This is a genomic window from Streptomyces sp. NPDC002276 (assembly GCF_053891435.1).
On sequence record NZ_JBSFCQ010000006.1, the window covers coordinates 14,814 to 35,524 of the forward strand.

Here is a 20,711-nt window from a genome sequence, read left to right on the forward strand (position 1 = left end):
GTGGGATCCCGTCGTCGCCAAGCACCGTCCGGGTTCGACCGAGGCGCCAGTGCCGCGGTCTGTGTGATGTCCGCTGCCGCCGCGGCACTCGGCGCCCTTCCGGCCGGCTCCGCCGTGGCCGCGCCGCACGACGACGCCCGGGCCGAGGTGGACCGGCTCTACCAGGAGGCCGAGACGGCGACCCAGGCCTACGACAAGGCCGACGAGCGCGCCGCGCAGTTGCACCGGCAGGTGAGCGACGCCCAGGACCGGATCGCCCGGCAGCAGCAGCGCATCAACACCATGCGGGACGCGCTGGGTTCACTCGCCGGCGCCCAGTACCGCTCCGGCGGCATCGACCCCACCGTCGCGCTGCTGTTCTCCGACGACCCGGCCGACTACCTCGACAAGGCCTCCGTCCTCGACCGCATCACCACCGAGCAGGCGGGCGAGCTCAAGGACCTCCAGGACGCCATGCGCGAACTCGCGCAGGAGCGCAGCGAGGCCTCCGGGCACCTCGCCGAACTGGAGCGCAGCCGCAAGGCCGTCGCCGGTCACAAGAAGACCGTCGAGGGCAAGCTCGCCAAGGCCCGGCAGATCCTCAACGGGATGCCGCTCGCCGACCGCGCCGCCTTCGACCGGGCCTCCCGCTCTTCCCGCGTGGACATCCCCGACCTCGGCGCCGGCGTCCCGTCCTCGGGCCGCGCGGCCGCCGCCGTGGCCGCCGCCCAGTCCGCCCTCGGCAAGCCCTACGTCTGGGGCGCCACCGGCCCCGGCGGCTTCGACTGCTCCGGTCTGATGCAGTGGTCGTACGCCCGGGCGGGCGTCCACCTCCCGCGCACCTCGCAGGAACAGCGCTACGCCGGCCACCAGATCCCGCTCTCCCAGGCGCAGCCCGGCGATCTGGTCGTCTACCGCTCGGACGCCAGCCATGTCGCGATGTACGTGGGCAACGGCCAGGTCATCCACGCCCCCTACCCCGGCGCGCCGGTGCGCTACGACCCGGTCGGCATGATGCCGGTCTCGTCGGTCACGAGGGTCTGAACCGGCGCGAAAGGGTCGTACGATCGGGAAGTGACTGGTCGTAGGCGGGCGTCGCGCTCCGGAGTGCTCGCGCTGTGTCTGCTGTTCGGCTCGCTGGTGGCGTGCGGCGGGCAGCCGGTGCCGGACAGCGCGAGGACGGCGGTGCAGCGCCTGCTGGACCGGCAGTCCGCGGCCGTCCTGCACCACGACGAGACGGCGTACACCCGGACCGGCGCACGCACCGCCTACGAGAACCTGAGCGCCGTACCGCTGGCGTCCTGGTCCTACCGGCTGACCTCGCTGCACCGCTCCGGCGCCACCGCGACCGCCGACGCCGACCTCAGTTACCGCGTCCGGGGCTACGACACCTCACCCGTCACCGTCGGCCGGGCGCTCACGCTCCGCCTCACCGCGGACGGGCAGTGGTACGTCGACTCGGACAAGCCCGCGAAGAAGTCGGGCCAGCAGCTGTGGGACCAGGGGAAGGTGAGCGTCGTCAAGGGCGCGCACAGTCTCGTGATGGGGGTCGGGCAGTCAGCGGCCGGTCTGCGCGAGTACCGCACGCTCGCCGACCACGCCGTACCGGCCGTGTCGGGCGCCTGGGGCACCGACTGGACCCGGCACGTCGTCGTGCTCGTCCCCGGCTCCCTGGACGGCATGGCGGGCCTCCTGGGCGCACCCGCCGCGTCCTACCGGGGCATCGCCGCGGTGACGACGGGGGAGGCGGGCGGTTCCGGCGACGCCCCGGCCGACCGGATCATCGTCAACCCGGACGCGTACGCCCTGCTGGGCTCGGTCGGCAAGCAGGTCGTGCTCACCCACGAGACGACCCACGTGGCCACCCGCGCCCACACCACCCCCGCCACCCCCCTCTGGCTCTCGGAGGGCTACGCCGACTGGATCGGCTACCGCGGCACCGGCCGCACCCCCACCCAGGCCGCGCCCGAGCTGTACCGCGCGGTCGAGGACGGCCGCGTCCCGGCCGCACTCCCCACCGACAAGGACTTCGGCTTCAGCAGCGAGGCCGGTGAACTGGCGCAGGCCTACGAGGGCGGCTGGCTGGCCTGCCGGATGATCGAGGAACGGTGGGGTACGGCCCAACTGGGCAGGTTCTACCGGGCCGTTGGCGCCCACAAGAAGCGGGCCGGTGCGGTGGAGGACGCGATGAAGAAGGTCCTCGGAGTGAGCCTGGACGACTTCACCGCGCAGTGGCGGGACTACCTCAAGACTCAACTCGCCTGATCCAGTTGGGTGATGGCCTCGGTGAGCCACTCACGCTCGGCCGCGCCGGTCGCCCGCGCGACCCTCAACATGCCCTGCCGGAACAGGTCTTGGGCCTCCTCGGCCCGTACGGGTTCGCCGTCCCGGTAGAAGAAACTCGCGGGGGTGCGCAAGAACTCCAGCCGACGGCGCAGTACGTCCGCCTGTTCCTCCCGGTCCGGCAGGTGCCGTAGGAAGGCCAGGACCGTGTTGAAGCGGACGTGGTCGGTGATGTCGGTCTGTTTGGGGTGGCGGAGGCGTTCCAGGAGGTCCGCGCGGCCCGTCCCGGTGAGGGACAGGACCCGGCGCGGGGCCGCGCTCGTGCCGTCCTCCGTGCGCTGGTCGAGCTTGCCCGCGGTGACCAGGCGGGTGATCGCCGGGTAGAGCGCGCCGTCGCTGACCGGGCGGACGTGACCGCTGAGCGCCTTGATCCGCTCCTTCAACTCATAGCCGTGGAGCGGCTGTTCGGCGAGGAAACCCAGGATCGAGAGCTCCAGCATGTGTCCTCCTTGCGGGCGGGATGAGGTCATGGTACCTCTAATCGTGCTACCTCGATTAGAGGTAGCCCGATGGGTCGATAGTCCGGTAGCTCGGTAGCTCGGTAGCTCGCATCGAGGGGTCCAGTCGCTGTGAACAGTCACCGCAAGCAGCTCATATCGCTCGCCCACCCCGTCTATCTCTCGCTCCTCGCCTCCGTCGCGGCCGGGATCATCAACACCGTCTGGGTCGCCCGGCTCGGCGGCCCGGCCGTCGCCGCGGTGGCCGTCGCGACCAGTACCGAGAACGTGCTGCTGGGCATCGCCCTGGTCTTCGCCTCCGGTACGACCGTGCTGGTCGCCCACGCGAGGGGAGCCCGCGACCCGGCCGCGCTGCGCTCCGCGGTCCGCGGCGGCTGGGCCCTGTGCGCACTGGTCACCCCGGCGGTCGTGGCGGCCGGCTTCCTGCTCCGCGCCCCGCTGTCCCGCCTGCTCCTCGGCGGCACCGGCCCCGAACTCCCGCTCACGGTCGCCTACTTCACGATCTCCCTGCCGGGCATCGCCGTCTTCTACGTCCAGCAACTCGTCGACGGCATCCTCAAGGGCACCGGCGACACGAGGACCCCGATGCGCCTGGCCCTCCTGGCCAACGGCCTGATCCTGGTCTGCGACCCGTTCCTCATCCACCTCTACGGCGTCCGGGGCGCCGCCGCCTCGACCGTGCTGTGCCGGGTGCTGGCGCTGGGGGTGGGACTGCGCGCGCTGCGTCGCAACGCGGTGTTGCGGGCGAGCACCGTCCTCGCGGTGTGCCCTCCCGCCGAACCCGCCTCTGAAGAGCCCGCACCCGCCGAACCGGAGTCCGACGAGTCCACCGTCGACGGGCCAGGTCCTGCGGAGGCTGTTTGCCTCCGGCCCGCTTCCGCCGATGCGGCTTCCGGTGGGTCCGTTGCTTCCGGGCCCGGTCCTGCGGAGGCTGTCTTCGCCTGGCCCGCATCTGCCGCCGAGTCCGCTTCCGCCGAAGGGGCTTGCGGTGGGTCCGTTGCTGTCGAGCCCGGTTCTGCGGAGGCCGTCCTCACCCGGCCCGCATTCGCCCACCCCGCATCCGCCGGGTCCGCATCCGCTGTGTCCGCTTCCGTCGATGCGGCTTCGGGCGAGTCCGTTGCTGTCGTGCCCGGCCCTCCGGAGGCGGTTCTCGCTCGCCCCGCACCCGCCGAGTCCGCATCTGCCCAGCCCACGCCCGGTCGGCCCATGCCTGGTGGGCCCGCATCAGCTCAGCCCGCGCCCGCTCAACCCGCCCCCGCAGAGCCGATGCCCGGAGAGCAGGCGCCCGGAGAGCCGGCGCCCGCCGACCCCCTCTCCGCCGCCCTCCGCCGGACCTTCACCACCGGTCTGCCCATGTCCGTCGACTTCACCGTGCGGCAGGGCGGCGCGCTGGTGCTGGTCGCGATCGTGGCGCGGCTGGGGGTGACGGCGGTGGCCGCGTACGCCATCGGCTACAAGGTCCTGTACGTCGCGACGATGGCCTTCTACTCCGTGCGGCAGGCCGCTTCCATCCACACCGCGCATCTGCGGGGGACGGGCAAGGACGCGCGGCGGGAGATCGGACGGCAGGCCATGTTCGTGTCCGGCACGGTCGGTGCGGTCGCGGCCGTCCTGCTCTGCGGCACCGCTCCCTGGATCATGGCCGCCTTCGGCACCGGGCCTCAAGTCGCCCACCAGGGCGCCCTGTTCCTGCGTTGCGTCGGCCCCTATCTGCTGCTGATGGCCTGCTTCATCGCGCTCGGCGGGGTCTTCGAGGGCAGTGGGGGAGCACCGGCGCTGCTCCGGGTCACCGTGCTCGGCACGGTGGTCCAACTCCCGCTGGCGTACGGCCTGTCGGGGCTCGGGCTGCCCGGTGTGTGCCTGGCGATGGCGCTCTCGATGGGCGTGCAGTGCGCGGTGGTGGCGGTGCTGTTCCGACGGGCGGGGGCCTTCCCGGCGGACGGGGCTGCCGGGAAGGAACGGCGCCCCGTCGACGCCGACGAGCACGGGGCGGCGCGTGCGGCTGCACGGCGGGGGAGCACGTGACCTCGGCGGGCGATGAGGCGGGGGAGCGCGTGTCGCCCGCTCCGTGACCGGCAGGACGTGCCCCCCCCGTCAGGACGAGGTCGAGGCCGCCTTCGAGCGCGTCGCCTGATTCGGGAGTGGTGGTACGTCCGCCCAGGTGACCGAGGCCCGCCACAGTTCGCGGGCGGCGGTGAGTGCCGCCGCGACCAGCAGGCCGTTGCGGAGGAGCAGGAGGACGATGCCGAGGTTGTCGCTGGCGACCACGTCGGCGAACCAGATGGGGAACTCCAGGACCGTCACGAAGGCCGCCGCCAGGACCAGGCCGACCGGGAGTTTCATACGGCTGGCGCGGAAGCAGGAACAGACGGCAGCGAGGCCGATCAGCCAGACGACGTACTGGGGGCTGATGACCCGGCTGGTGACCGTGAACATCAGCACCGCCACGAAGGCCGCGTCCGCGAGGGTGTGCGGGAGGAAACGGGCCGCCATCAGACGCCACAGCATGAGCCAGCCGAAGGCGACCGCGGTGAGGCCGAGGGCGGCGGTGCTGACCCAGTTGACGTAGGGGCCGACGAACTCGACCGAGCCGTAGTTCAGGAGCACTTGGCCCTGCCAGCCGAAGTGCCGGGCCACGTGGAAGACCAGGGAGCCCAGCGACTCCACCTCCGTGCCCCGCGCGCGCTGGAAGGTCAGGAACGCGAACGCGCCCGGCATCGACACCGCGAAGACGGAGGCGACCACGACCACGGTCACCGCCGCCGCTCCCCACGCCCGGCGCTTGACCGCGCCCAGCAGGAGCAGCGCGGGCCACACCTTCAGCAGGGCGCCGAAGCCCACCAGCGCGCCCATCACGCGCGGATGCCGGGCGCCGGCGAGCAGCGCGGCCACGGCGACCGCGGTCACCATCACGTCGTAGCGCGCGTACACGGTCGGGCCCAGCAGCGGGACGCCCGCCACCCACACCCAGGCACCGCGGAGCGTCCGGCCCGGGCGCAGGCCGGTGTAGAGCAGGAGTGCCAGGACCGCCAGGTCGGCCAGGCAGGCGAGGACGAAGAACGCCGACGCGTAGTCGAGGAAGCCCAGCAGGGCGGGGGAGAGGATCGGGAGGGCGGCGGCGGGCGGGTACTGCCAGGTGACGTCGTCCAGCGGGAAGCTGCCGTGCCGCAGGGTCTCGTACCAGCCCTGGTAGATCACCGACACATCGCTGGTGACGTCCGGGCCGGGGAACACGAACACCTTGAAGACGAACAGCAGCAGAACGATCCGGGTCAGGCCCCAGGTCCCCAGCAGCACTGCCAGCCGCCGTCTCGCGCCCGCGATCTCCACCTGAGCCCCTGTTCCGTGCCGTGCCGTGCCGCGCCGTGCCTGCCTGGTGAGGGCCATATGTTCTCCCGAGCGGCTGTGCGATGGCCATGAAGCGCGGCCGTGCCGAGCTGTGAACCCTCCCCGGGCCCGCCCGGGTAAGGTCGGCCGCGTGCGCAAGACCCTGATCGTGACCAATGACTTTCCGCCCCGGCCCGGGGGCATCCAGGCCTTCCTGCACAACATGGCGCTGCGCCTCGATCCAGAACGGCTCGTCGTCTACGCCTCGACCTGGAAGCGCGGCCGGGAGGGCGCCGAGGCGACCGCCGCCTTCGACGCCGAGCAGCCCTTCAAGGTCGTACGGGACTCCACGACCATGCTGCTGCCGACGCCCGCCGCGACCCGCACGGCCGTCGGGCTGCTGCGTGAACACGGGTGTACGGCGGTGTGGTTCGGGGCGGCGGCGCCGCTCGGGCTGATGGCACCCGCGCTGCGGAAGGCCGGTGCCGAGCGGATCGTCGCCACGACTCACGGGCACGAGGCCGGGTGGGCGCAGTTGCCCGCCTCGCGTCAACTCCTGGGCAGGATCGGGGAGTCGACGGACACCATCACCTACCTCGGGGAGTACACGCGGTCGCGGATCGCCGCCGCGCTGAGTCCGGAGGCGGCGGCCCGGATGGTCCAACTCCCGCCCGGCGTCGACGAGAAGGTCTTCCATCCGGGGTCGGGTGGTGCCGAGGTGCGGGAGCGGCTCGGGCTCACCGAGCGGCCCGTCGTCGTGTGTGTCTCGCGGCTCGTCCCGCGCAAGGGGCAGGACACGCTGATCCTCGCCATGCCGCGCATCCTGGCCCGGCAGCCCGACGCCGTCCTGCTGATCGTGGGCGGCGGGCCGTACGAGAAGGATCTGCGGCGGTTGGTCCGGGAGACGGGTGTGAGCGACTCCGTGCGGTTCACGGGGGCCGTGCCCTGGGCCGAACTGCCCGCGCACTACGGCGCCGGTGACGTCTTCGCGATGCCGTGCCGGACCCGGCGCGGCGGGCTCGACGTCGAAGGGCTCGGCATCGTCTACCTGGAGGCGTCGGCCACCGGGCTGCCCGTCGTCGCCGGTGACTCCGGCGGCGCGCCCGACGCGGTGCTCGACGGCGAGACCGGGTGGGTGGTGCGCGGTGGGTCCCCGGAGGAGGCCGCCGACCGGATCGTCGCGCTGCTCGGGGACCCGGAGCTGCGCCGCAACATGGGGGAACGGGGCCGGAGTTGGGTCGAGGAGAAGTGGCGCTGGGATCTACTCGCGGAGAAATTGAAGACCTTGTTGCACACCGGGGACTAGGCGGAACCGGATAATCCGCAGATGCTGCGCGCATGACAGCAAAACTGACGCAGCATCAGCTGACGAGACGTCAAATACTGGGCATGGTCGCCCTCCAGACCGCCGCGGCGGCCGGTCTCACCCGAATCGGCCTCCAGTCGGCCCAGGCCGTCGAACCCGCGGCCGTAGAAACAGCGCCCGCGATCGTCGTCGGCTCCGGCTACGGCGGCGCGGTCGCCGCCCTCCGCCTGGGCCAGGCCGGCATCACCACCCTCGTCCTGGAGATGGGCAGGCTCTGGAACACACCCGGCTCCGACGGCAAGATCTTCTGCAACACCGCCAACCCGGACCAGCGTTCGATGTGGTTCAAGACCCGCACCGAGGCCCCGCTCGCGAGCTTCCTCTGGCTGGACGTCGTCAACAAGGACATCCCCCTGTACCCGGGCGTCCTGGACCGTGTGCACTACGACGCCATGTCCGTGTACGTGGGACGCGGTGTCGGCGGGGGCTCGCTGGTCAACGGGGGTATGGCGGTCACCCCGCGCCAGTCGTACTTCACCGAGCAGTTCCCCACCGTGGACGCCACCGCGATGTACAACACGTACTTCCCGCGCGCTCGCACCATGCTCGGCGTCAACACCGTCGACCCGACGTGGTTCGAGTCGACCGAGTGGTACCAGTTCACCCGCACCTCGCGGAAGGCCGCCACGAACACCGGCCTGACGACCACCTTCGTGCCCAACGTCTACGACTTCGGCTACATGCAGCAGGAGGCGGCCGGCACCGCCACCAAGTCCGCGCTCGCCCAGGAGGTCATCTACGGCAACAACTACGGCAAGAAGAGCCTCGACAAGACCTATCTCGCCTCCGCGCTCGGCACCGGCAAGGTCACCATCCACACCCTGGAGAAGGTGCGGGCCGTCACGCGGGCGAGCGACGGGTCGTACCAGCTGACCGTCGACCGGATCGACAACACCGGCGCGGTCGTCGAGACCAAGCAGTACAGCTGCACCTATCTGTTCCTCGGCGGCGGCAGCCTCGGCACCACCGAACTCCTCGTCCGCGCCCGGGACACCGGCACCCTGCCCGCGCTGGATGCCACGGTCGGGGCGGGCTGGGGGCCCAACGGCAACACCATGGTGGGCCGCGCCAACCACATCTGGGACACCACCGGAGCCAACCAGGCGACCATGCCGGTCATGGGCATCGACGACTGGTCCAACACCGACAACCCGGTCTTCGCGGAGATCGCCCCGCTGCCCATCGGGTTCGAGACCTGGGTGAGCCTCTATCTGGCGATCACCAAGAACCCCCAACGGGCCTCGTTCACCTACGACTCGGCGAGCGGCACGGTGAAACTGGGCTGGACCGCGGCCCAGAGCGCGGTCTCGGTCGCCATGGCCAAGAAGCTGTTCGACCGGATCAACTCGGCCAACGCGACGGTCTACCGCTCCGACCTGTTCGGCACACCCAGCAAGGTCTTCGCGGACGACTTCTGCTACCACCCGCTGGGCGGCTGCGTGTTGGGCAAGGCGACCGACAACTACGGCCGGGTGAAGGGGTATTCGAAGCTGTACATCACGGACGGTTCGCTGGTGCCCGGCAACATCGGCGTGAACCCGTTCGTCACCATCACCGCGCTCGCCGAGCGCACGATGGAACGGGTCCTCGCCGAGGACACCTGACCCAACTCGCCTTCTACTTCTGGTAGATGGCCTCGATCTCGTCCGCGTAGTCCCTCGCCACCACATTCCGCTTGAGCTTCAGGGACGGCGTCAGGTGGCCCGACTCCTCCGTGAACTGGGAGGACAGAATGCGGAACTTCCGCACCGATTCCGCCTTCGACACCGCGGCGTTGCCGTCGTCGACGGCGTCCTGGATCGCCCGCACCAGATCCGGGTCGTCGCGCAGCGACGCCGCGGTGGAACCCACCGGCTTGCCGTGCTCGGCCGCCCAGCGGCCCAGGAACTCGTCGTCGATGGTGATCAGCGCGCCCACGAAGGGCCGCCCGTCGCCGACGACCATGCACTCCGCGACCAGCGCGTGCGCGCGGATGCGGTCCTCGATCACGGCCGGGGCGACGTTCTTGCCGCCCGCGGTGACGATGATCTCCTTCTTGCGGCCGGTGATCCTGAGGTACCCGTCCTCGTCGAGGGTGCCGATGTCCCCGGTGTGGAACCAGCCGTCGGCCAGCGCCTCGGCCGTGGCGGCCTCGTTGTTCCAGTAGCCCTTGAACAGGTGCTCGCCGTGCAGCAGCACCTCGCCGTCGTCCGCGATGCGCACGACTGAGCCGGGCAGCGGCTGCCCGACCGTGCCGATCTTCGTCCGGTCCCAGGGGTTGAAGGCCGTAGCCGCACAGGACTCGGTCAGCCCGTACCCCTCAAGGACGGTGAACCCGATCCCCCGGAAGAAGTGCCCGAGCCGCTCACCCAGCGGCGCACCGCCGGAGATCGCGTACTCACCCCGCCCGCCGAGAACGGCCCGCAGCTTGCTGTAGACGAGCTTGTCGAACGTCTTGTACTTGATCTTCAGACCGAGGGACGGACCCGACGGCGTGTCCAGCGCGCGGCTGTACGCGATCGCGGTGTCGGCCGCCTTGTCGAAGATCTTGCCCTTGCCGTCCGCCTGCGCCTTGGCGCGCGCCGAGTTGTAGACCTTCTCGAAGACACGCGGCACACCGAGGATCAACGTCGGCCGGAACGAGGCGAGTTCATCGGTGAGGTTCTTGATGTCCGGGACCAGGCCCAGCTTGATCGGCGCCATCATCGGCGCGATCTGCACCAGCCGCCCGAAGACGTGCGCGAGCGGCAGGAACAGCAGCACCGAGCACTCGCCGGTACGGAACAGCGGGCGCAGCCGCTCCACGATGTTGCCGCACTCCGCGAAGAAGCTGCGGTGGGTCAGCACACAGCCCTTGGGGCGACCCGTAGTACCCGAGGTGTACACGATGGTCGCCGGGTCGTCGGCCTTCGCCGCCGAGCTGCGCTCCTCGACGGTCGCGTCCGAGACGTCCTTGCCCGCACGGCCCAGCTCGTCGATCGCGCCCGCGTCGATCTGCCAGACGTGCTTGAGCGCGGGCAGCCGGTCCCGCACCGACTCGACGGCGGCGGCGTGCCCGTCCTGCTCCACGACGAGCGCGGTGGCACCCGAGTCGCTGAGGATCCACTGCACCTGCTCCGGCGAGCTGGTCTCGTACACCGGCACGGTGATCCCGCCCGCGGACCAGATCGCGAAGTCGAGCAGCGTCCACTCGTACCGCGTGCGGGACATCAGCCCGACCCGGTCGCCGGGCTGGACACCGGAGGCGATGAGCCCCTTGGCGGCGGCGTGCACCTCGGCGAGGAAGACCGTGGCGGTCACGTCCTGCCAACCGCCGTTCGCTTTGCGGGCGATCACGGCGACATCTGGGTGCTGCGCGGCGTTTCTGCGGACGATGTCGGTCAGGTTGCCGTCCGCAGGGACCTCGTACAAAGCCGGAAGGCTGAACTCGCGCAAGACTGCTGCTCCTCATAGGGCGCCGGCGCCACGACGTTGTGTGATGCGACGGTCCGGTCCAAGGCTCGGGCAGGTGCGTCAGGACCCGGTGGTTGAAATCCTGAGCACGACTGGACTGCCCGGACGTTACCCGCCGGTATGGCTCCTACGACAGGGGGGTCCGGCGAGATGTTCGCTGCGTCACACAGATTGGTGTTTCCTCGCGCACAGTAGTCCACCCCTTTCTTGACTGGCCAGTAACCGCAAGCGAGGCCGCCACTGTTCACGTTTGCCGCACAGGCCTACGCTTGATCGTCATGGCACCCACACCATCCGGTAACTCCCGGACGCGCGTCCATGTGGTCAGCGACGTGCACGGCAACGCCCGTGACCTGGCCACTTCCGGTGAGGGTGCCGACGCCCTGATCTGCCTGGGCGACCTGGTCCTGTTCCTCGACTACGCCGACCACACGCGCGGGATCTTCCCCGAACTGTTCGGCGAGGCGAACGCCGACCGCCTGGTCGAGCTGCGCACCGCCCGCCGCTTCGAGGAGGCCCGCGAACTAGGCGCCCGCCTCTGGAGCACGGTCGGCGGCGACCGCGCCGCCCTCATCGAGAAGGCGGTCCGCAAGCAGTACGCGGAGATGTTCGCCGCCTTCCCCACCCCGACGTACGCCACCTACGGCAACGTCGACATGCCGACCCTGTGGCCCGAGTACGCCGAATCCGGAACGACCGTGCTCGACGGCGAACGCGTCGAGATCGGCGGCTGGACCTTCGGCTTCGTCGGCGGCGGCCTGCGCACCCCCATGCGCACCCCGTACGAGATCAGCGACGAGGAGTACGCCGCCAAGATCGAGGCCGTCGGCGAGGTCGACGTCCTGTGCACCCACATCCCACCCGAGGTCCCCGAGCTGGTCTACGACACCGTCGCGCGCCGTTTCGAACGCGGCAGCCGCGCCCTCCTGGACGCCATCCGCCGCACCAGGCCCCGCTATTCACTGTTCGGCCACGTCCACCAGCCGCTCGTCCCCAGGATGCGGATCGGCGCGACCGAGTGCGTGAACGTCGGCCACTTCGCGGGCAGCGGCAAGCCGTGGGCACTGGAATGGTGACCGCCCGCCGATACCGCAGGTAGGGGGTGCGGTAAGGGGGTTGGCGGGGAGGTAGCCTTCACGCTGCACGCACAAGCGCACGACGACGACGCCCTGCCGGTCCGCATCTGGAGGAGCCACAGCGATGGCGGAACACACCAGTTCGAGCATCACGATCGAGGCGGCACCGGCCGACGTCATGGCGGTGATCGCCGACTTCGCCCGCTACCCGGACTGGACCGGCGAGGTCAAGGAGGCGGACGTCCTCAAGACCGACGACCGGGGCCGCGCCGAACAGGTCCGGCTCGTCATGGACGCCGGCGCGATCAAGGACGACCAGGTCCTCGCGTACACCTGGACCGCCGACAACGAGGTCTCCTGGACCCTCGTCAAGTCCCAGATGCTGCGCTCCCTGGACGGCTCCTACCTCCTCAAGCCCAAGGGCGCGGGCGCCACGGAGGTCACGTACCTGCTGACCGTGGACGTCAAGATCCCCATGCTGGGCATGATCAAGCGCAAGGCCGAGAAGGTCATCATCGACAGGGCGCTGGCGGGGTTGAAGAAGCGGGTGGAGTCGGGCGAGAAGTAGACGGGGGTGCGTGTCAGCCCGTCCGTCGTTTGAGGACGAGGCCCCTTCGGGGCCGACGGGGGTCCGGGGGCGGAGCCCCCGGCAGCGGCGCCAAGCCCCCACCGACCGACTACCGTTCACAGACATGCGCACCCTCCTGATCACCGGCCCAGGCGGCAGCGGCCGCAGCACCATCGCCGCAGCCACCGCCCAAGCCGCCGCAGGCCCCGGCACCCGCACCCTGCTCCTGGGGGCGGACCGAGGCGACACCCTCGGCGCGGCCCTCGCCGTGCCGACAGGAGCGGCGCCCGTACACGTCACCGAACACCTCACCGCCTGGCGCCCCGACGCCACGGAGTCGTTCCGCGCAGACCTCACCGCCTTCCAGAACCGGGCCTCCTCCGCCCTCGAACTCCTGGGCGCGGCACGCCTGGACGCGGAAGAACTCACCCCCCTCCCCGGCGCCGAGGAACTGGCCCTGCTCCGCGCCCTGCGCGACGCGGCCCTCTCGGAGGCCTACGACCTGCTCGTGGTCGACCTCCCGCCCACCCCCCAGGCTCTCGCCCTCCTCGCCCTCCCCGAGGAACTCCGCCGCTACCTCCGCCGCCTCCTCCCCGCGGAGCGCCAGGCGGCCCGCGCCCTGCGCCCGGTCCTCGGCCGCCTCGCCGGCGTCCCGATGCCCTCGGAGTGGCTCTACGACACCGCGGGCCGGTGGGACGTGGAACTGGCGGCCGTCGAGGCGGTCCTCGCCGACCGCGACACGTCCGTACGCCTGGTCGCGGACCCCGGCCCGGCAGGCGCCGACGCCGTCCGCGCGGCCGGTCTCGCCCTCGCCCTGCGCGGCCTGCGCCCGGATGCGCTGATCGCCAACCGAGTACTGCCCGAGTCCGTCGAGGACACCTGGCTCGCCGCCCTGAACGCCCAGCAGCGCAAGACCCTGGACGAGTGGCAGGGCACGTACGACTGCCATCCCGTCCGTCACCTCGGCCACGACCCGCGCGGCACCGACGACCTTGCCGCGCTCGCCGTACCCGGTGTCAACGCGACCGGTTCCACGGTCGAGTGGCCCGTGACCGACGAGCCGGTCGAGGACGGCGGCGACAGGGTCCTCGTCTGGCACATCCCGCTGCCCGGTGCGATACGGGACGAGCTGGACCTCGTCCGCCGGGGCGACGAACTGGTCGTCACCGTCGGCCAGTTCCGCCGTATCGTCCCCCTGCCCTCGGCCCTGCGCCGCTGCACCGTGGCGGGTGCCGCCCTGCGCGAGGGCGAGCTGCGTATCCGCTTCACGCCCGACCCGGACCTGTGGCCGCGGGGAAGGTGAGCATTGGTGCGTGCGGAGACGTGAAGCACGTACGCCCATTCGGGTAACGTCGTAGAGACGAACCGTAGTCAGGAGTCCGTCATGAGCGAAGAGCTCCCCCCGTACGAGGCCGGCAAGGAAGAGGCGCTCGACGAGGTGCGGGCGACCGACGCCGACGCCTGGGCGACGGCGGCCGCCGAAGACCTCGCGGCGGAGAAGGCCCGCCGCCGCACCCAGTACGGCCCGCCCCCGGGCTCGGCCGCCGAGGAACTGCGCAAGCTCGTCGACACCGTCACGGACAAGCTGTCCAGCTTGCAGTCGCCACTGCTCGGCCAGGTCGCGGGACCGGCCGCCCAGCAGGTGGTCAAGCAGGTCGTCCAGCAGGCCAAGGCCGCCGTCGAGCCCGTCATCGAACGCAACCCGGACGTCTTCGACCACCTCGCGGCGGCCGGAAACGAACTCCTCGCCGCGTACCGCTCCGCCGTCCAGGCCCAGGAACAGCGCTGGACGGCCCGCGACAGCGAACTCAAGAACCTGCGCGACCCGGGAGACGACTCGGGCCCGGGGGAGCGCATCGACCTCGACTAGGACCCGCTCCGGAGGGCCCGCTCTCCGGAACGACGTCGCTGATCCGACGCCGGGCCCTCGGGTACGGTGGGCCGTAGCGGGGCTCGACCGAAACTGAGGGATTCATGGGACTCACCATCGGCGTCGACATCGGCGGCACCAAGATCGCGGCCGGCGTGGTCGATGAGGAAGGCACCATCCTGTCGACCCACCAGGTGCCCACCCCGGGCACGCCCGAGGGCATCGTCGACGCCATCGCCGCCGCCGTCGACGGAGCGCGCGCCGGGCACGAGATCGTGGGCGTGGGCATCGGCGCGGCAGGCTACGTGAACCGGCAGCGCTCCACGGTCTACTTCGCGCCGAACATCGACTGGCGCCAGGAGCCGCTGAAGGACAAGGTCGAGGCCCGCGTGGGCCTGCCCGTCGTCGTGGAGAACGACGCGAACGCCGCGGCCTGGGGCGAGTACAAGTTCGGCGCCGGCAAGGGCCACCGCAACGTCATCTGCATCACCCTCGGCACCGGCCTCGGCGGCGGCATCATCATCGGCAACAAGCTGCGCCGCGGGCACTTCGGGGTGGCCGCCGAGTTCGGCCACATCCGCATGGTGCCGGACGGCCTGCTGTGCGGCTGTGGCTCGCAGGGCTGCTGGGAGCAGTACGCCTCCGGCCGCGCTCTCGTCCGCTACGCCAAGCAGCGCGCCAACGCCACCCCCGAGGCGGCCGAGGTACTGCTCTCGCTGGGCGACGGCAGCCCCGAGGGCATCGAGGGCAAGCACATCTCCATGGCCGCCCGGCAGGGCGACCCGGTGGCCGTCGACTCCTACCGCGAGCTGGCCCGCTGGGCCGGCGCCGGCCTCGCCGACCTGGCCTCCCTCTTCGACCCCTCCGCGTTCATCGTCGGCGGCGGCCTCTCGGACGAGGGCGAACTCGTCCTCGACCCGATCCGCAAGTCCTACAAACGCTGGCTGGTGGGCGGCAACTGGCGCCCGGTGGCCGACGTGATCGCGGCCCAACTGGGCAACAAGGCGGGCATGGTGGGTGCGGCGGACTTGGCGAGGGAGCCGGACCCGATCATGTAGTGCGCCTCGCTTTGTGCTTTTAAGGGGCGCGGGGAACTGCGCGACCAGCCACATCGGACCGGCAGTCGCACACGAACCTCGCGCCCCGAGCTATTGGGCGCGCGGCTCTTTTCCTCGCGGCGTAAATTGATCCACATGGCGCCGCTCCCCAACTCCCGCACCGAACCCGACGGTTCCGCGATCATCCGCGTCCTGAGCTACAACATCCGCTCGATGCGCGACGACACCGCCGCCCTGGCCCGCGTGATCAGGGCCTGCGCCCCGGACCTCGTCCTCGTCCAGGAAGCCCCCCGCTTCTTCCGCTGGCGCAAGAAGCTCGCCCGCCTGGCGTCAGCCTCCGACCTGGTCGTCCTCTCCGGCGGCGGCACCGCCGCGGGGCCCGCCCTGCTCTGTTCCCTCCGCGCGACAGTCGAACGCACCGAGGACGTACTCCTCCCCCTCACCCCCGGCGAACACCGCCGCGGCTTCGCGACCGCGGTCGTCCGCTTCGGCGGCGCCAGGCTCGGCGTCCTCAGCTGCCACCTCAGCCTCCGCGAGGACGAGCGCTACGACCAGGGCGGCATGCTGCTCGACCGGCTGGCCGGCCTGGGCGTGGACCACGCGATCGCGGGCGGCGACCTCAACGACCGCCCCGGAGGCCGGACTTTCACCCGGCTGGCCAAGGACCTCCAGGACTGCTGGGCCACCACACCCTGGGGCGACGAGTACACCTGGACCCCCGGCAACCCCTTCCAGCGCATCGACGCGATCTTCGCGACCCAGGGCGTCGAGGTGCTGGGCTGCGGGGTGCCGTCGGAGCAACCGGGAGTGACGGAGACAGACCTGAGGGCGGCCACGGACCACTTCCCGGTCCTGGCCGCCCTCAAAATCCCCGCAAGTTAGACGACGGCCCCGCGCCCGGGGTCGTCCCCCTCCTCGTCGTCCGTCCGCATCCGCATCACCAGCGTGCCGAAGCCGCCCAGGAAGCCGCCGATGCCGACGGTCGTGAGCCACCAGGTCATGTCCCAGCCGAGCAGCACCGCCAGCAGCAGCAGGATCGGGCCGCCGATCACCCCGAGCCAGGCGAACTTGGCCGTCGTGTCGGCGGCCGGCAGCGGCGGCGGCTCCGGCGGCACGAAGTGGCCCTCGTCGTCCTCGTCGAAGTCCTCCTCGGAGGCGTCCGGCGCGGTGTAGTCACGGGGACCGCCGACACCGGGCGCGAACGAGACGGAACTGCCCAGCGGCTTGGCGGACGGCGGCTCCTCCGCGTCCTTGTCCTTGCCCTTGTCCTTGCCCTTGTCCTTGGAGGACTGCTCCTTGGCCTTGGGCTGCTCGTCGTTCTTCTCGGGGTCGAGCAGCGCCAGGTCCTCGATCGACTTGAACGGCTTGGCGCCCGGCGGATCCTTGGGCTCGTCACCGTATCCGGCGACGATCGCGGCCCACGCGGCCTCCTCGTCGAACGGGACGCCCTGCTCGTCCGGTTCGAGGCCCTCGCGGTCGGAGTCGTGCTCAGCCACCTGTGGCCGTCCCTTCCTGCTCGCTCACCCGGCCCGTGTCGGACGCCTGCTTGCCGACACTGGGTGCGAGCCGGCCGATGAACGTGAAGCTCTCCTCGAAAATCCGGTCCGCGTCGTGGTCCAACGTCGCGACGTGGTAGCTCTGTTCCAGCAGGATTTCCGCCACGTCGGCCGAGGAAACGCGACTGAGGACACGGGCCGAGTCGGCCGACGGCACCACATGGTCCTGGGTGCTGTGCAGCAGCAGAAGCGGCTGGGTCACCTGCGGCAGCTCGCGGTCGACCAGCCGGAAGAAATTGCGCAGCGAGTGCGCGGAGTGCAGCGGCACCTTGTCGTAGCCGACCTCGTCGCTGCCCTCCTTCGCGATGTCGCTGGCGATACCCGGCGCCGTACGCACCAGGTGGCGCGCGACCGGAAGGGCGTACGCGGCGAGGCCGTGCACCTTGATACCGGGGTTGACGACCACGACACCGCTGATCTCGTCGCCGTGCTTCGCGGCCAGCCGCAGGGCCAGCGCCCCGCCCATGGACAGGCCCGCGACGAAGACCTGGGAGCAGCGCTCGCGCAAGGCGCGCAGCTCGCGGTCCACCTCCGCGTACCAGTCCTGCCAGCCGGTGAGCTGCATGTCCTCCCAGCGGGTGCCGTGCCCGGGCAGCAGCGGCAGCGACACGGTGAGGCCGCGCTCGGCCAGATACTCCGCCCAGGGGCGCAGCGACTGCGGGGAACCGGTGAAGCCGTGGCAGAGGAGAACTCCGACCTCCCCGCCCTCGTGGCGGTACGGCTCGGCTCCGGGGAGGACCGGCACCTTCGGTCTCCTGTTCATGAGAGGGGCGTGTTCATGTTCATGAAGAAGGGTGTGCGTCAGTGAGGCGTGAACGAGTCCAGGTGCGGTTAACCGTACGCGACCGCACTGACACCGACCAGGGCCGTCGGGTCCTTTGACGGTGCTCCGGGTTAAGGTCTGATCGATGAGCACAGGAGGCACTCGGTTGTTGTACGGCACGATGAAGGTCGCCATCGGTGGGCCGCTGAAGGTCGCCTTCCGGCCGTGGGTGGAGGGCCTTGAGAACATTCCGGCGGAGGGCGCCGCCATTCTGGCGAGCAATCACCTCTCGTTCTCGGACTCGTTCTTCCTGCCCGCGATCCTCGACCGCAAGGTGACCTTCATCGCGAAGGCCGAGTACTTCACGACGCCCGGGCTGAAGGGCAAGCTGACGGCCGCGTTCTTCAAGGGCGCCGGCCAGCTCCCGGTGGACCGCTCGGGTGCGCGCGGGGCGGGCGAGGCCGCGATCAAGGCCGGGCTCGACGTCCTGGCGCGCGGTGAGCTGTTCGGTATCTATCCGGAGGGCACGCGCTCCCCGGACGGCCGCCTGTACCGCGGCAAACCGGGTGGCCTCGCGCGCGTGGCGCTCGCCGGCGGCGCTCCGGTGATCCCGGTCGCGATGATCGACACGGAGAAGATCCAGCCGCCCGGCAAGGTCGTGCCGAAGCTGATGCGCCCGGGCATCCGGATCGGCAAGCCGCTCGACTTCAGCCGGTACAACGGCATGGAGCACGACCGTTTCGTGCTGCGCGCCGTGACCGACGAGGTCATGTACGAAATCATGAAGCTCTCCGGCCAGGAGTACGTCGACATCTATGCGACGGCCGCCAAACGGCAGCTCGCGGAGGCGGCGAAGGCCGAGAAGGAAGCGGACAAGGCCACCAAGGCCGCGCTCGCACAAGCGGAGAAGGAACAGACCGGGTCCTCGTAGCGCGAGGGCAGTCTGTTGTCGGGGGTGGGGATCGTGGCGAAACGCGAGCGCGTCATCAGAATGTCCGTCGAGCAGCCGCTGTGGCGCGCCCTGAGCGGCTACCGCGTGCTGACCATGCTGTACGCGGTCGGACTGTTCGCCTCCGAGTACGACCAGTTCGACCGCCCGGGCATCGCCATCGCCTTCTACGTCGTCCTGTTCGTCTGGACGCTCGCCACCCTGCCCCGGGTGCAGAGCGCGGTCGCCTGCACCAAGCGCTTCCTGGCCGTGGACCTCGCGATCGCGCTGACCGGCATCGTCCTCACCCCGGTCGCCGCCGACGCCCACCACATCGACAGCGGCGGCCCCACCCTGCCGTCGATATGGACCGCCGGTTCGGTCCTCGCCTTCGCCATCAAGGGCGGCTGGCGCTGGGCCGCCTTCGCCTCCACCCCGGTCGCCGTCGCCAACCTGATCGAGCGCGGCTCCCCGGCCCGCGACACCGTGCACAACGTGGTCCTCGTCTGGGTCGCCTCCATCGCCATCGGCTACGTCGTGGAGGTCGCCCGCGCCTCCGAGCGCACCCTCGCCCGCGCCCTGGAGATCGAGGCCACCACCCGGGAGCGGGAGCGGCTCGCCCGGGACATCCACGACGGTGTCCTTCAGGTGCTGGCCATGGTGCAGCGGCGCGGTGCCGTGCTCGGCGGCGAGGCGGGCGAACTGGGCCGGATGGCGGGCGAGCAGGAGATCGCCCTGCGCACTCTGGTCTCCGCCGGCCTGGTGCCCGTCTCCAGGGTGTCGCTGGACGCGGCGGAGGGCGCGGTCGTGAGGGCCGTAGAAGAGGAACCCGATGCCGGGGACGACGACGGGCCGGTCGATCTTCGGTCGCTGCTCGCGCCGTATGCCGCCGCGAAGGTGAGTTTCGCCGAGCCCGGGGCTCCGGTGCCGTTGCCCGCGCCCGCGGCGAAGGAGCTGGCCGCCGCTGTCGGTGCCGCGTTGGACAATGTGCGCAGGCATGCCGGTGACGAGGCCCGTGCCTGGATCCTGGTCGAGGACGAGCCGGGGGAGGTCGTGGTGACCGTGCGGGACGACGGGCCCGGTATCCCCGAGGGGCGGCTCGCGCAGGCCGAGGGGGAGGGGCGGCTCGGGGTCGCCCTGTCGATCCGGGGGCGGCTGCGGCACCTCGGCGGCAGCGCCGAGCTGGTGTCGATTCCCGGTCAGGGCACGGAAGTTGAGCTGAAGGTACCGAAGGCGCGGGGGAAGGCGGGGACACGATGAGTGAGCAGCGGGGCCCGATCAGGGTCATGGTGGTCGACGACCACCCGATGTGGCGCGATGCCGTGGCGCGCGACCTGGCCGAGTCCGGCTTCGAGGTGGTCGCCACCGCCGGGGACGGCGAGCAGGCGGTGCGCCGGGCGAAGGCAGCCGCCCCGGACGTCCTGGTCCTGGACCTGAACCTGCCGGTGCTGCCCGGTGTCCAGGTCTGCAAGGAACTGGTGGGCGCCAACCCGGCGTTGCGCGTCCTGGTGCTCTCGGCGAGCGGTGAGCACGCCGACGTGCTGGAGGCGGTGAAGTCGGGCGCGACCGGCTATCTGCTCAAGTCGGCTTCCACGGAAGAGCTGTTGGACGCGGTGCGCCGGACGGCCGTCGGCGACCCGGTGTTCACCCCGGGGCTCGCCGGACTGGTCCTCGGCGAGTACCGGCGCCTGGCCTCCGACCCGGCACCGGCCGCCGGCAGCGACGAGCCCAAGGCGCCCCAACTCACCGACAGGGAAACCGAAGTACTGCGCCTGGTCGCCAAGGGCCTGAGCTACAAGCAGATCGCCGAACGCCTGGTCATCTCGCACCGCACGGTCCAGAACCACGTCCAGAACACCCTGGGCAAGCTCCAGTTGCACAACCGCGTGGAGCTGGTGCGGTACGCGATAGAGCGCGGCCTCGACGACGCGTAGCCGGACCGGGTAGATCAACTACCCCACAATTCAGGTGAATTGACCTTCCCGCC

18 protein-coding genes and 2 pseudogenes are annotated in these 20,711 nt (G+C 71.0%); 15 read left to right on the forward strand and 5 right to left on the reverse strand.

The features are described from left to right. Positions 1 to 1,023 (forward strand): NlpC/P60 family protein, encoded by a 1,023-nt coding sequence (locus tag ACWIHT_RS16895; RefSeq protein ID WP_456168880.1) that lies wholly within the window; start codon positions 1 to 3, stop codon positions 1,021 to 1,023. A 30-nt stretch (positions 1,024 to 1,053) separates the two neighbouring features. After that, positions 1,054 to 2,244, forward strand: coding sequence for a hypothetical protein (locus ACWIHT_RS16900; RefSeq protein ID WP_456168882.1), 1,191 nt, complete (start codon positions 1,054 to 1,056; stop codon positions 2,242 to 2,244). Here the strand turns inward: ACWIHT_RS16900 and ACWIHT_RS16905 are convergent. Beyond that, positions 2,232 to 2,762, reverse strand: a complete 531-nt coding sequence (locus ACWIHT_RS16905) for a PadR family transcriptional regulator (protein ID WP_456168884.1) — start codon at positions 2,760 to 2,762, stop codon at positions 2,232 to 2,234. The two genes, ACWIHT_RS16900 and ACWIHT_RS16905, sit on opposite strands and share 13 nt — an antisense overlap. A gap of 129 nt (positions 2,763 to 2,891) precedes the next feature. On the opposite strand from ACWIHT_RS16905, the pseudogene ACWIHT_RS16910 reads away from it, so the two are divergent. Further along, positions 2,892 to 3,527, forward strand: a pseudogene (locus ACWIHT_RS16910) (MATE family efflux transporter); the annotation flags it as partial. Between the two features lie 552 nt (positions 3,528 to 4,079). Beyond that, positions 4,080 to 4,805 (forward strand): annotated as a pseudogene (locus tag ACWIHT_RS16915) (MATE family efflux transporter); the annotation flags it as partial. 69 nt (positions 4,806 to 4,874) lie between these two features. On the opposite strand, the gene ACWIHT_RS16920 reads toward ACWIHT_RS16915, so the two are convergent. Next, positions 4,875 to 6,110, reverse strand: a complete 1,236-nt coding sequence (locus tag ACWIHT_RS16920) for a glycosyltransferase 87 family protein (protein ID WP_456169268.1) — start codon at positions 6,108 to 6,110, stop codon at positions 4,875 to 4,877. Between the two features lie 148 nt (positions 6,111 to 6,258). On the opposite strand from ACWIHT_RS16920, the gene ACWIHT_RS16925 reads away from it, so the two are divergent. Beyond that, positions 6,259 to 7,413: a glycosyltransferase family 4 protein gene (locus ACWIHT_RS16925; RefSeq protein WP_456168886.1), complete on the forward strand. Its 1,155-nt coding sequence runs from the start codon at positions 6,259 to 6,261 to the stop codon at positions 7,411 to 7,413. 32 nt (positions 7,414 to 7,445) lie between these two features. Beyond that, positions 7,446 to 9,077 (forward strand): GMC oxidoreductase, encoded by a 1,632-nt coding sequence (locus ACWIHT_RS16930; protein ID WP_456168888.1) that lies wholly within the window; start codon positions 7,446 to 7,448, stop codon positions 9,075 to 9,077. 13 nt (positions 9,078 to 9,090) lie between these two features. On the opposite strand, the gene ACWIHT_RS16935 is transcribed toward ACWIHT_RS16930, so the two are convergent. Then, positions 9,091 to 10,887, reverse strand: a complete 1,797-nt coding sequence (locus tag ACWIHT_RS16935; protein ID WP_456168890.1) for an AMP-dependent synthetase/ligase — start codon at positions 10,885 to 10,887, stop codon at positions 9,091 to 9,093. 338 nt (positions 10,888 to 11,225) lie between these two features. Here ACWIHT_RS16935 and ACWIHT_RS16940 point away from each other — a divergent pair, with 338 nt between their 5' ends. The 6 genes from ACWIHT_RS16940 to ACWIHT_RS16965 all read left to right on the forward strand — a co-directional run bounded on the left by ACWIHT_RS16940 (position 11,226) and on the right by ACWIHT_RS16965 (position 16,359). Next, positions 11,226 to 11,981 (forward strand): metallophosphoesterase family protein, encoded by a 756-nt coding sequence (locus tag ACWIHT_RS16940; RefSeq protein ID WP_456169269.1) that lies wholly within the window; start codon positions 11,226 to 11,228, stop codon positions 11,979 to 11,981. Between the two features lie 124 nt (positions 11,982 to 12,105). Next, on the forward strand, positions 12,106 to 12,549 hold the full coding sequence (locus ACWIHT_RS16945) for an SRPBCC family protein (protein WP_456168892.1): 444 nt from the start codon (positions 12,106 to 12,108) through the stop codon (positions 12,547 to 12,549). A gap of 124 nt (positions 12,550 to 12,673) precedes the next feature. After that, positions 12,674 to 13,852, forward strand: a complete 1,179-nt coding sequence (locus tag ACWIHT_RS16950; protein WP_456168894.1) for an ArsA family ATPase — start codon at positions 12,674 to 12,676, stop codon at positions 13,850 to 13,852. An 81-nt stretch (positions 13,853 to 13,933) separates the two neighbouring features. Further along, positions 13,934 to 14,419 carry a DUF5304 domain-containing protein gene (locus tag ACWIHT_RS16955; RefSeq protein WP_456168896.1) on the forward strand — a complete coding sequence of 162 codons (486 nt, stop codon included), beginning with the start codon at positions 13,934 to 13,936 and terminating at the stop codon, positions 14,417 to 14,419. A gap of 104 nt (positions 14,420 to 14,523) precedes the next feature. Further along, positions 14,524 to 15,477, forward strand: coding sequence for an ROK family glucokinase (locus tag ACWIHT_RS16960; RefSeq protein ID WP_456168898.1), 954 nt, complete (start codon positions 14,524 to 14,526; stop codon positions 15,475 to 15,477). A gap of 135 nt (positions 15,478 to 15,612) precedes the next feature. After that, entirely contained in the window at positions 15,613 to 16,359 is a 747-nt protein-coding gene (locus tag ACWIHT_RS16965; protein WP_456168900.1) for an endonuclease/exonuclease/phosphatase family protein, read from the forward strand. Here the strand turns inward: ACWIHT_RS16965 and ACWIHT_RS16970 are convergent. Beyond that, positions 16,356 to 16,973, reverse strand: a complete 618-nt coding sequence (locus tag ACWIHT_RS16970) for a hypothetical protein (protein ID WP_456168902.1) — start codon at positions 16,971 to 16,973, stop codon at positions 16,356 to 16,358. The two genes, ACWIHT_RS16965 and ACWIHT_RS16970, sit on opposite strands and share 4 nt — an antisense overlap. Beyond that, the gene (locus tag ACWIHT_RS16975) at positions 16,966 to 17,778 is read right to left on the reverse strand and encodes an alpha/beta hydrolase (RefSeq protein WP_456169270.1); all 813 of its coding nucleotides are present in this window, start codon (positions 17,776 to 17,778) and stop codon (positions 16,966 to 16,968) included. The genes ACWIHT_RS16970 and ACWIHT_RS16975 overlap by 8 nt, the downstream gene beginning before the upstream one ends. 199 nt (positions 17,779 to 17,977) lie before the next feature. Between ACWIHT_RS16975 and ACWIHT_RS16980 the strand changes: the two genes are divergently transcribed. From ACWIHT_RS16980 to ACWIHT_RS16990, 3 genes are read left to right on the forward strand one after another with little or no spacing between them, the layout of a single operon-like run. Further along, positions 17,978 to 18,727, forward strand: a complete 750-nt coding sequence (locus ACWIHT_RS16980; RefSeq protein WP_456169271.1) for a lysophospholipid acyltransferase family protein — start codon at positions 17,978 to 17,980, stop codon at positions 18,725 to 18,727. 33 nt (positions 18,728 to 18,760) lie between these two features. Next, on the forward strand, positions 18,761 to 19,984 hold the full coding sequence (gene macS, locus ACWIHT_RS16985) for a MacS family sensor histidine kinase (protein WP_456168904.1): 1,224 nt from the start codon (positions 18,761 to 18,763) through the stop codon (positions 19,982 to 19,984). Then, complete coding sequence (locus ACWIHT_RS16990; RefSeq protein ID WP_427922990.1) at positions 19,981 to 20,658, forward strand: response regulator; 678 nt, start codon at positions 19,981 to 19,983, stop codon at positions 20,656 to 20,658. Before macS ends, ACWIHT_RS16990 begins: the two co-directional genes overlap by 4 nt. Positions 20,659 to 20,711 lie beyond the last annotated feature (53 nt).

What these genes read in the sequence shown, in the direction of transcription:
- ACWIHT_RS16905 (WP_456168884.1), bottom strand. Translation starts at nt 2,762, where the DNA reads ATGCTGGAGCTCTCGATCCTGGGTTTCCTCGCCGAACAGCCGCTCCAC.
- ACWIHT_RS16930 (WP_456168888.1), top strand. Translation starts at nt 7,446, where the DNA reads ATGACAGCAAAACTGACGCAGCATCAGCTGACGAGACGTCAAATACTG.
- ACWIHT_RS16945 (WP_456168892.1), top strand. Translation starts at nt 12,106, where the DNA reads ATGGCGGAACACACCAGTTCGAGCATCACGATCGAGGCGGCACCGGCC.
- ACWIHT_RS16950 (WP_456168894.1), top strand. Translation starts at nt 12,674, where the DNA reads ATGCGCACCCTCCTGATCACCGGCCCAGGCGGCAGCGGCCGCAGCACC.
- ACWIHT_RS16955 (WP_456168896.1), top strand. Translation starts at nt 13,934, where the DNA reads ATGAGCGAAGAGCTCCCCCCGTACGAGGCCGGCAAGGAAGAGGCGCTC.
- ACWIHT_RS16960 (WP_456168898.1), top strand. Translation starts at nt 14,524, where the DNA reads ATGGGACTCACCATCGGCGTCGACATCGGCGGCACCAAGATCGCGGCC.
- ACWIHT_RS16965 (WP_456168900.1), top strand. Translation starts at nt 15,613, where the DNA reads ATGGCGCCGCTCCCCAACTCCCGCACCGAACCCGACGGTTCCGCGATC.
- ACWIHT_RS16980 (WP_456169271.1), top strand. Translation starts at nt 17,978, where the DNA reads ATGAAGGTCGCCATCGGTGGGCCGCTGAAGGTCGCCTTCCGGCCGTGG.
- ACWIHT_RS16990 (WP_427922990.1), top strand. Translation starts at nt 19,981, where the DNA reads ATGAGTGAGCAGCGGGGCCCGATCAGGGTCATGGTGGTCGACGACCAC.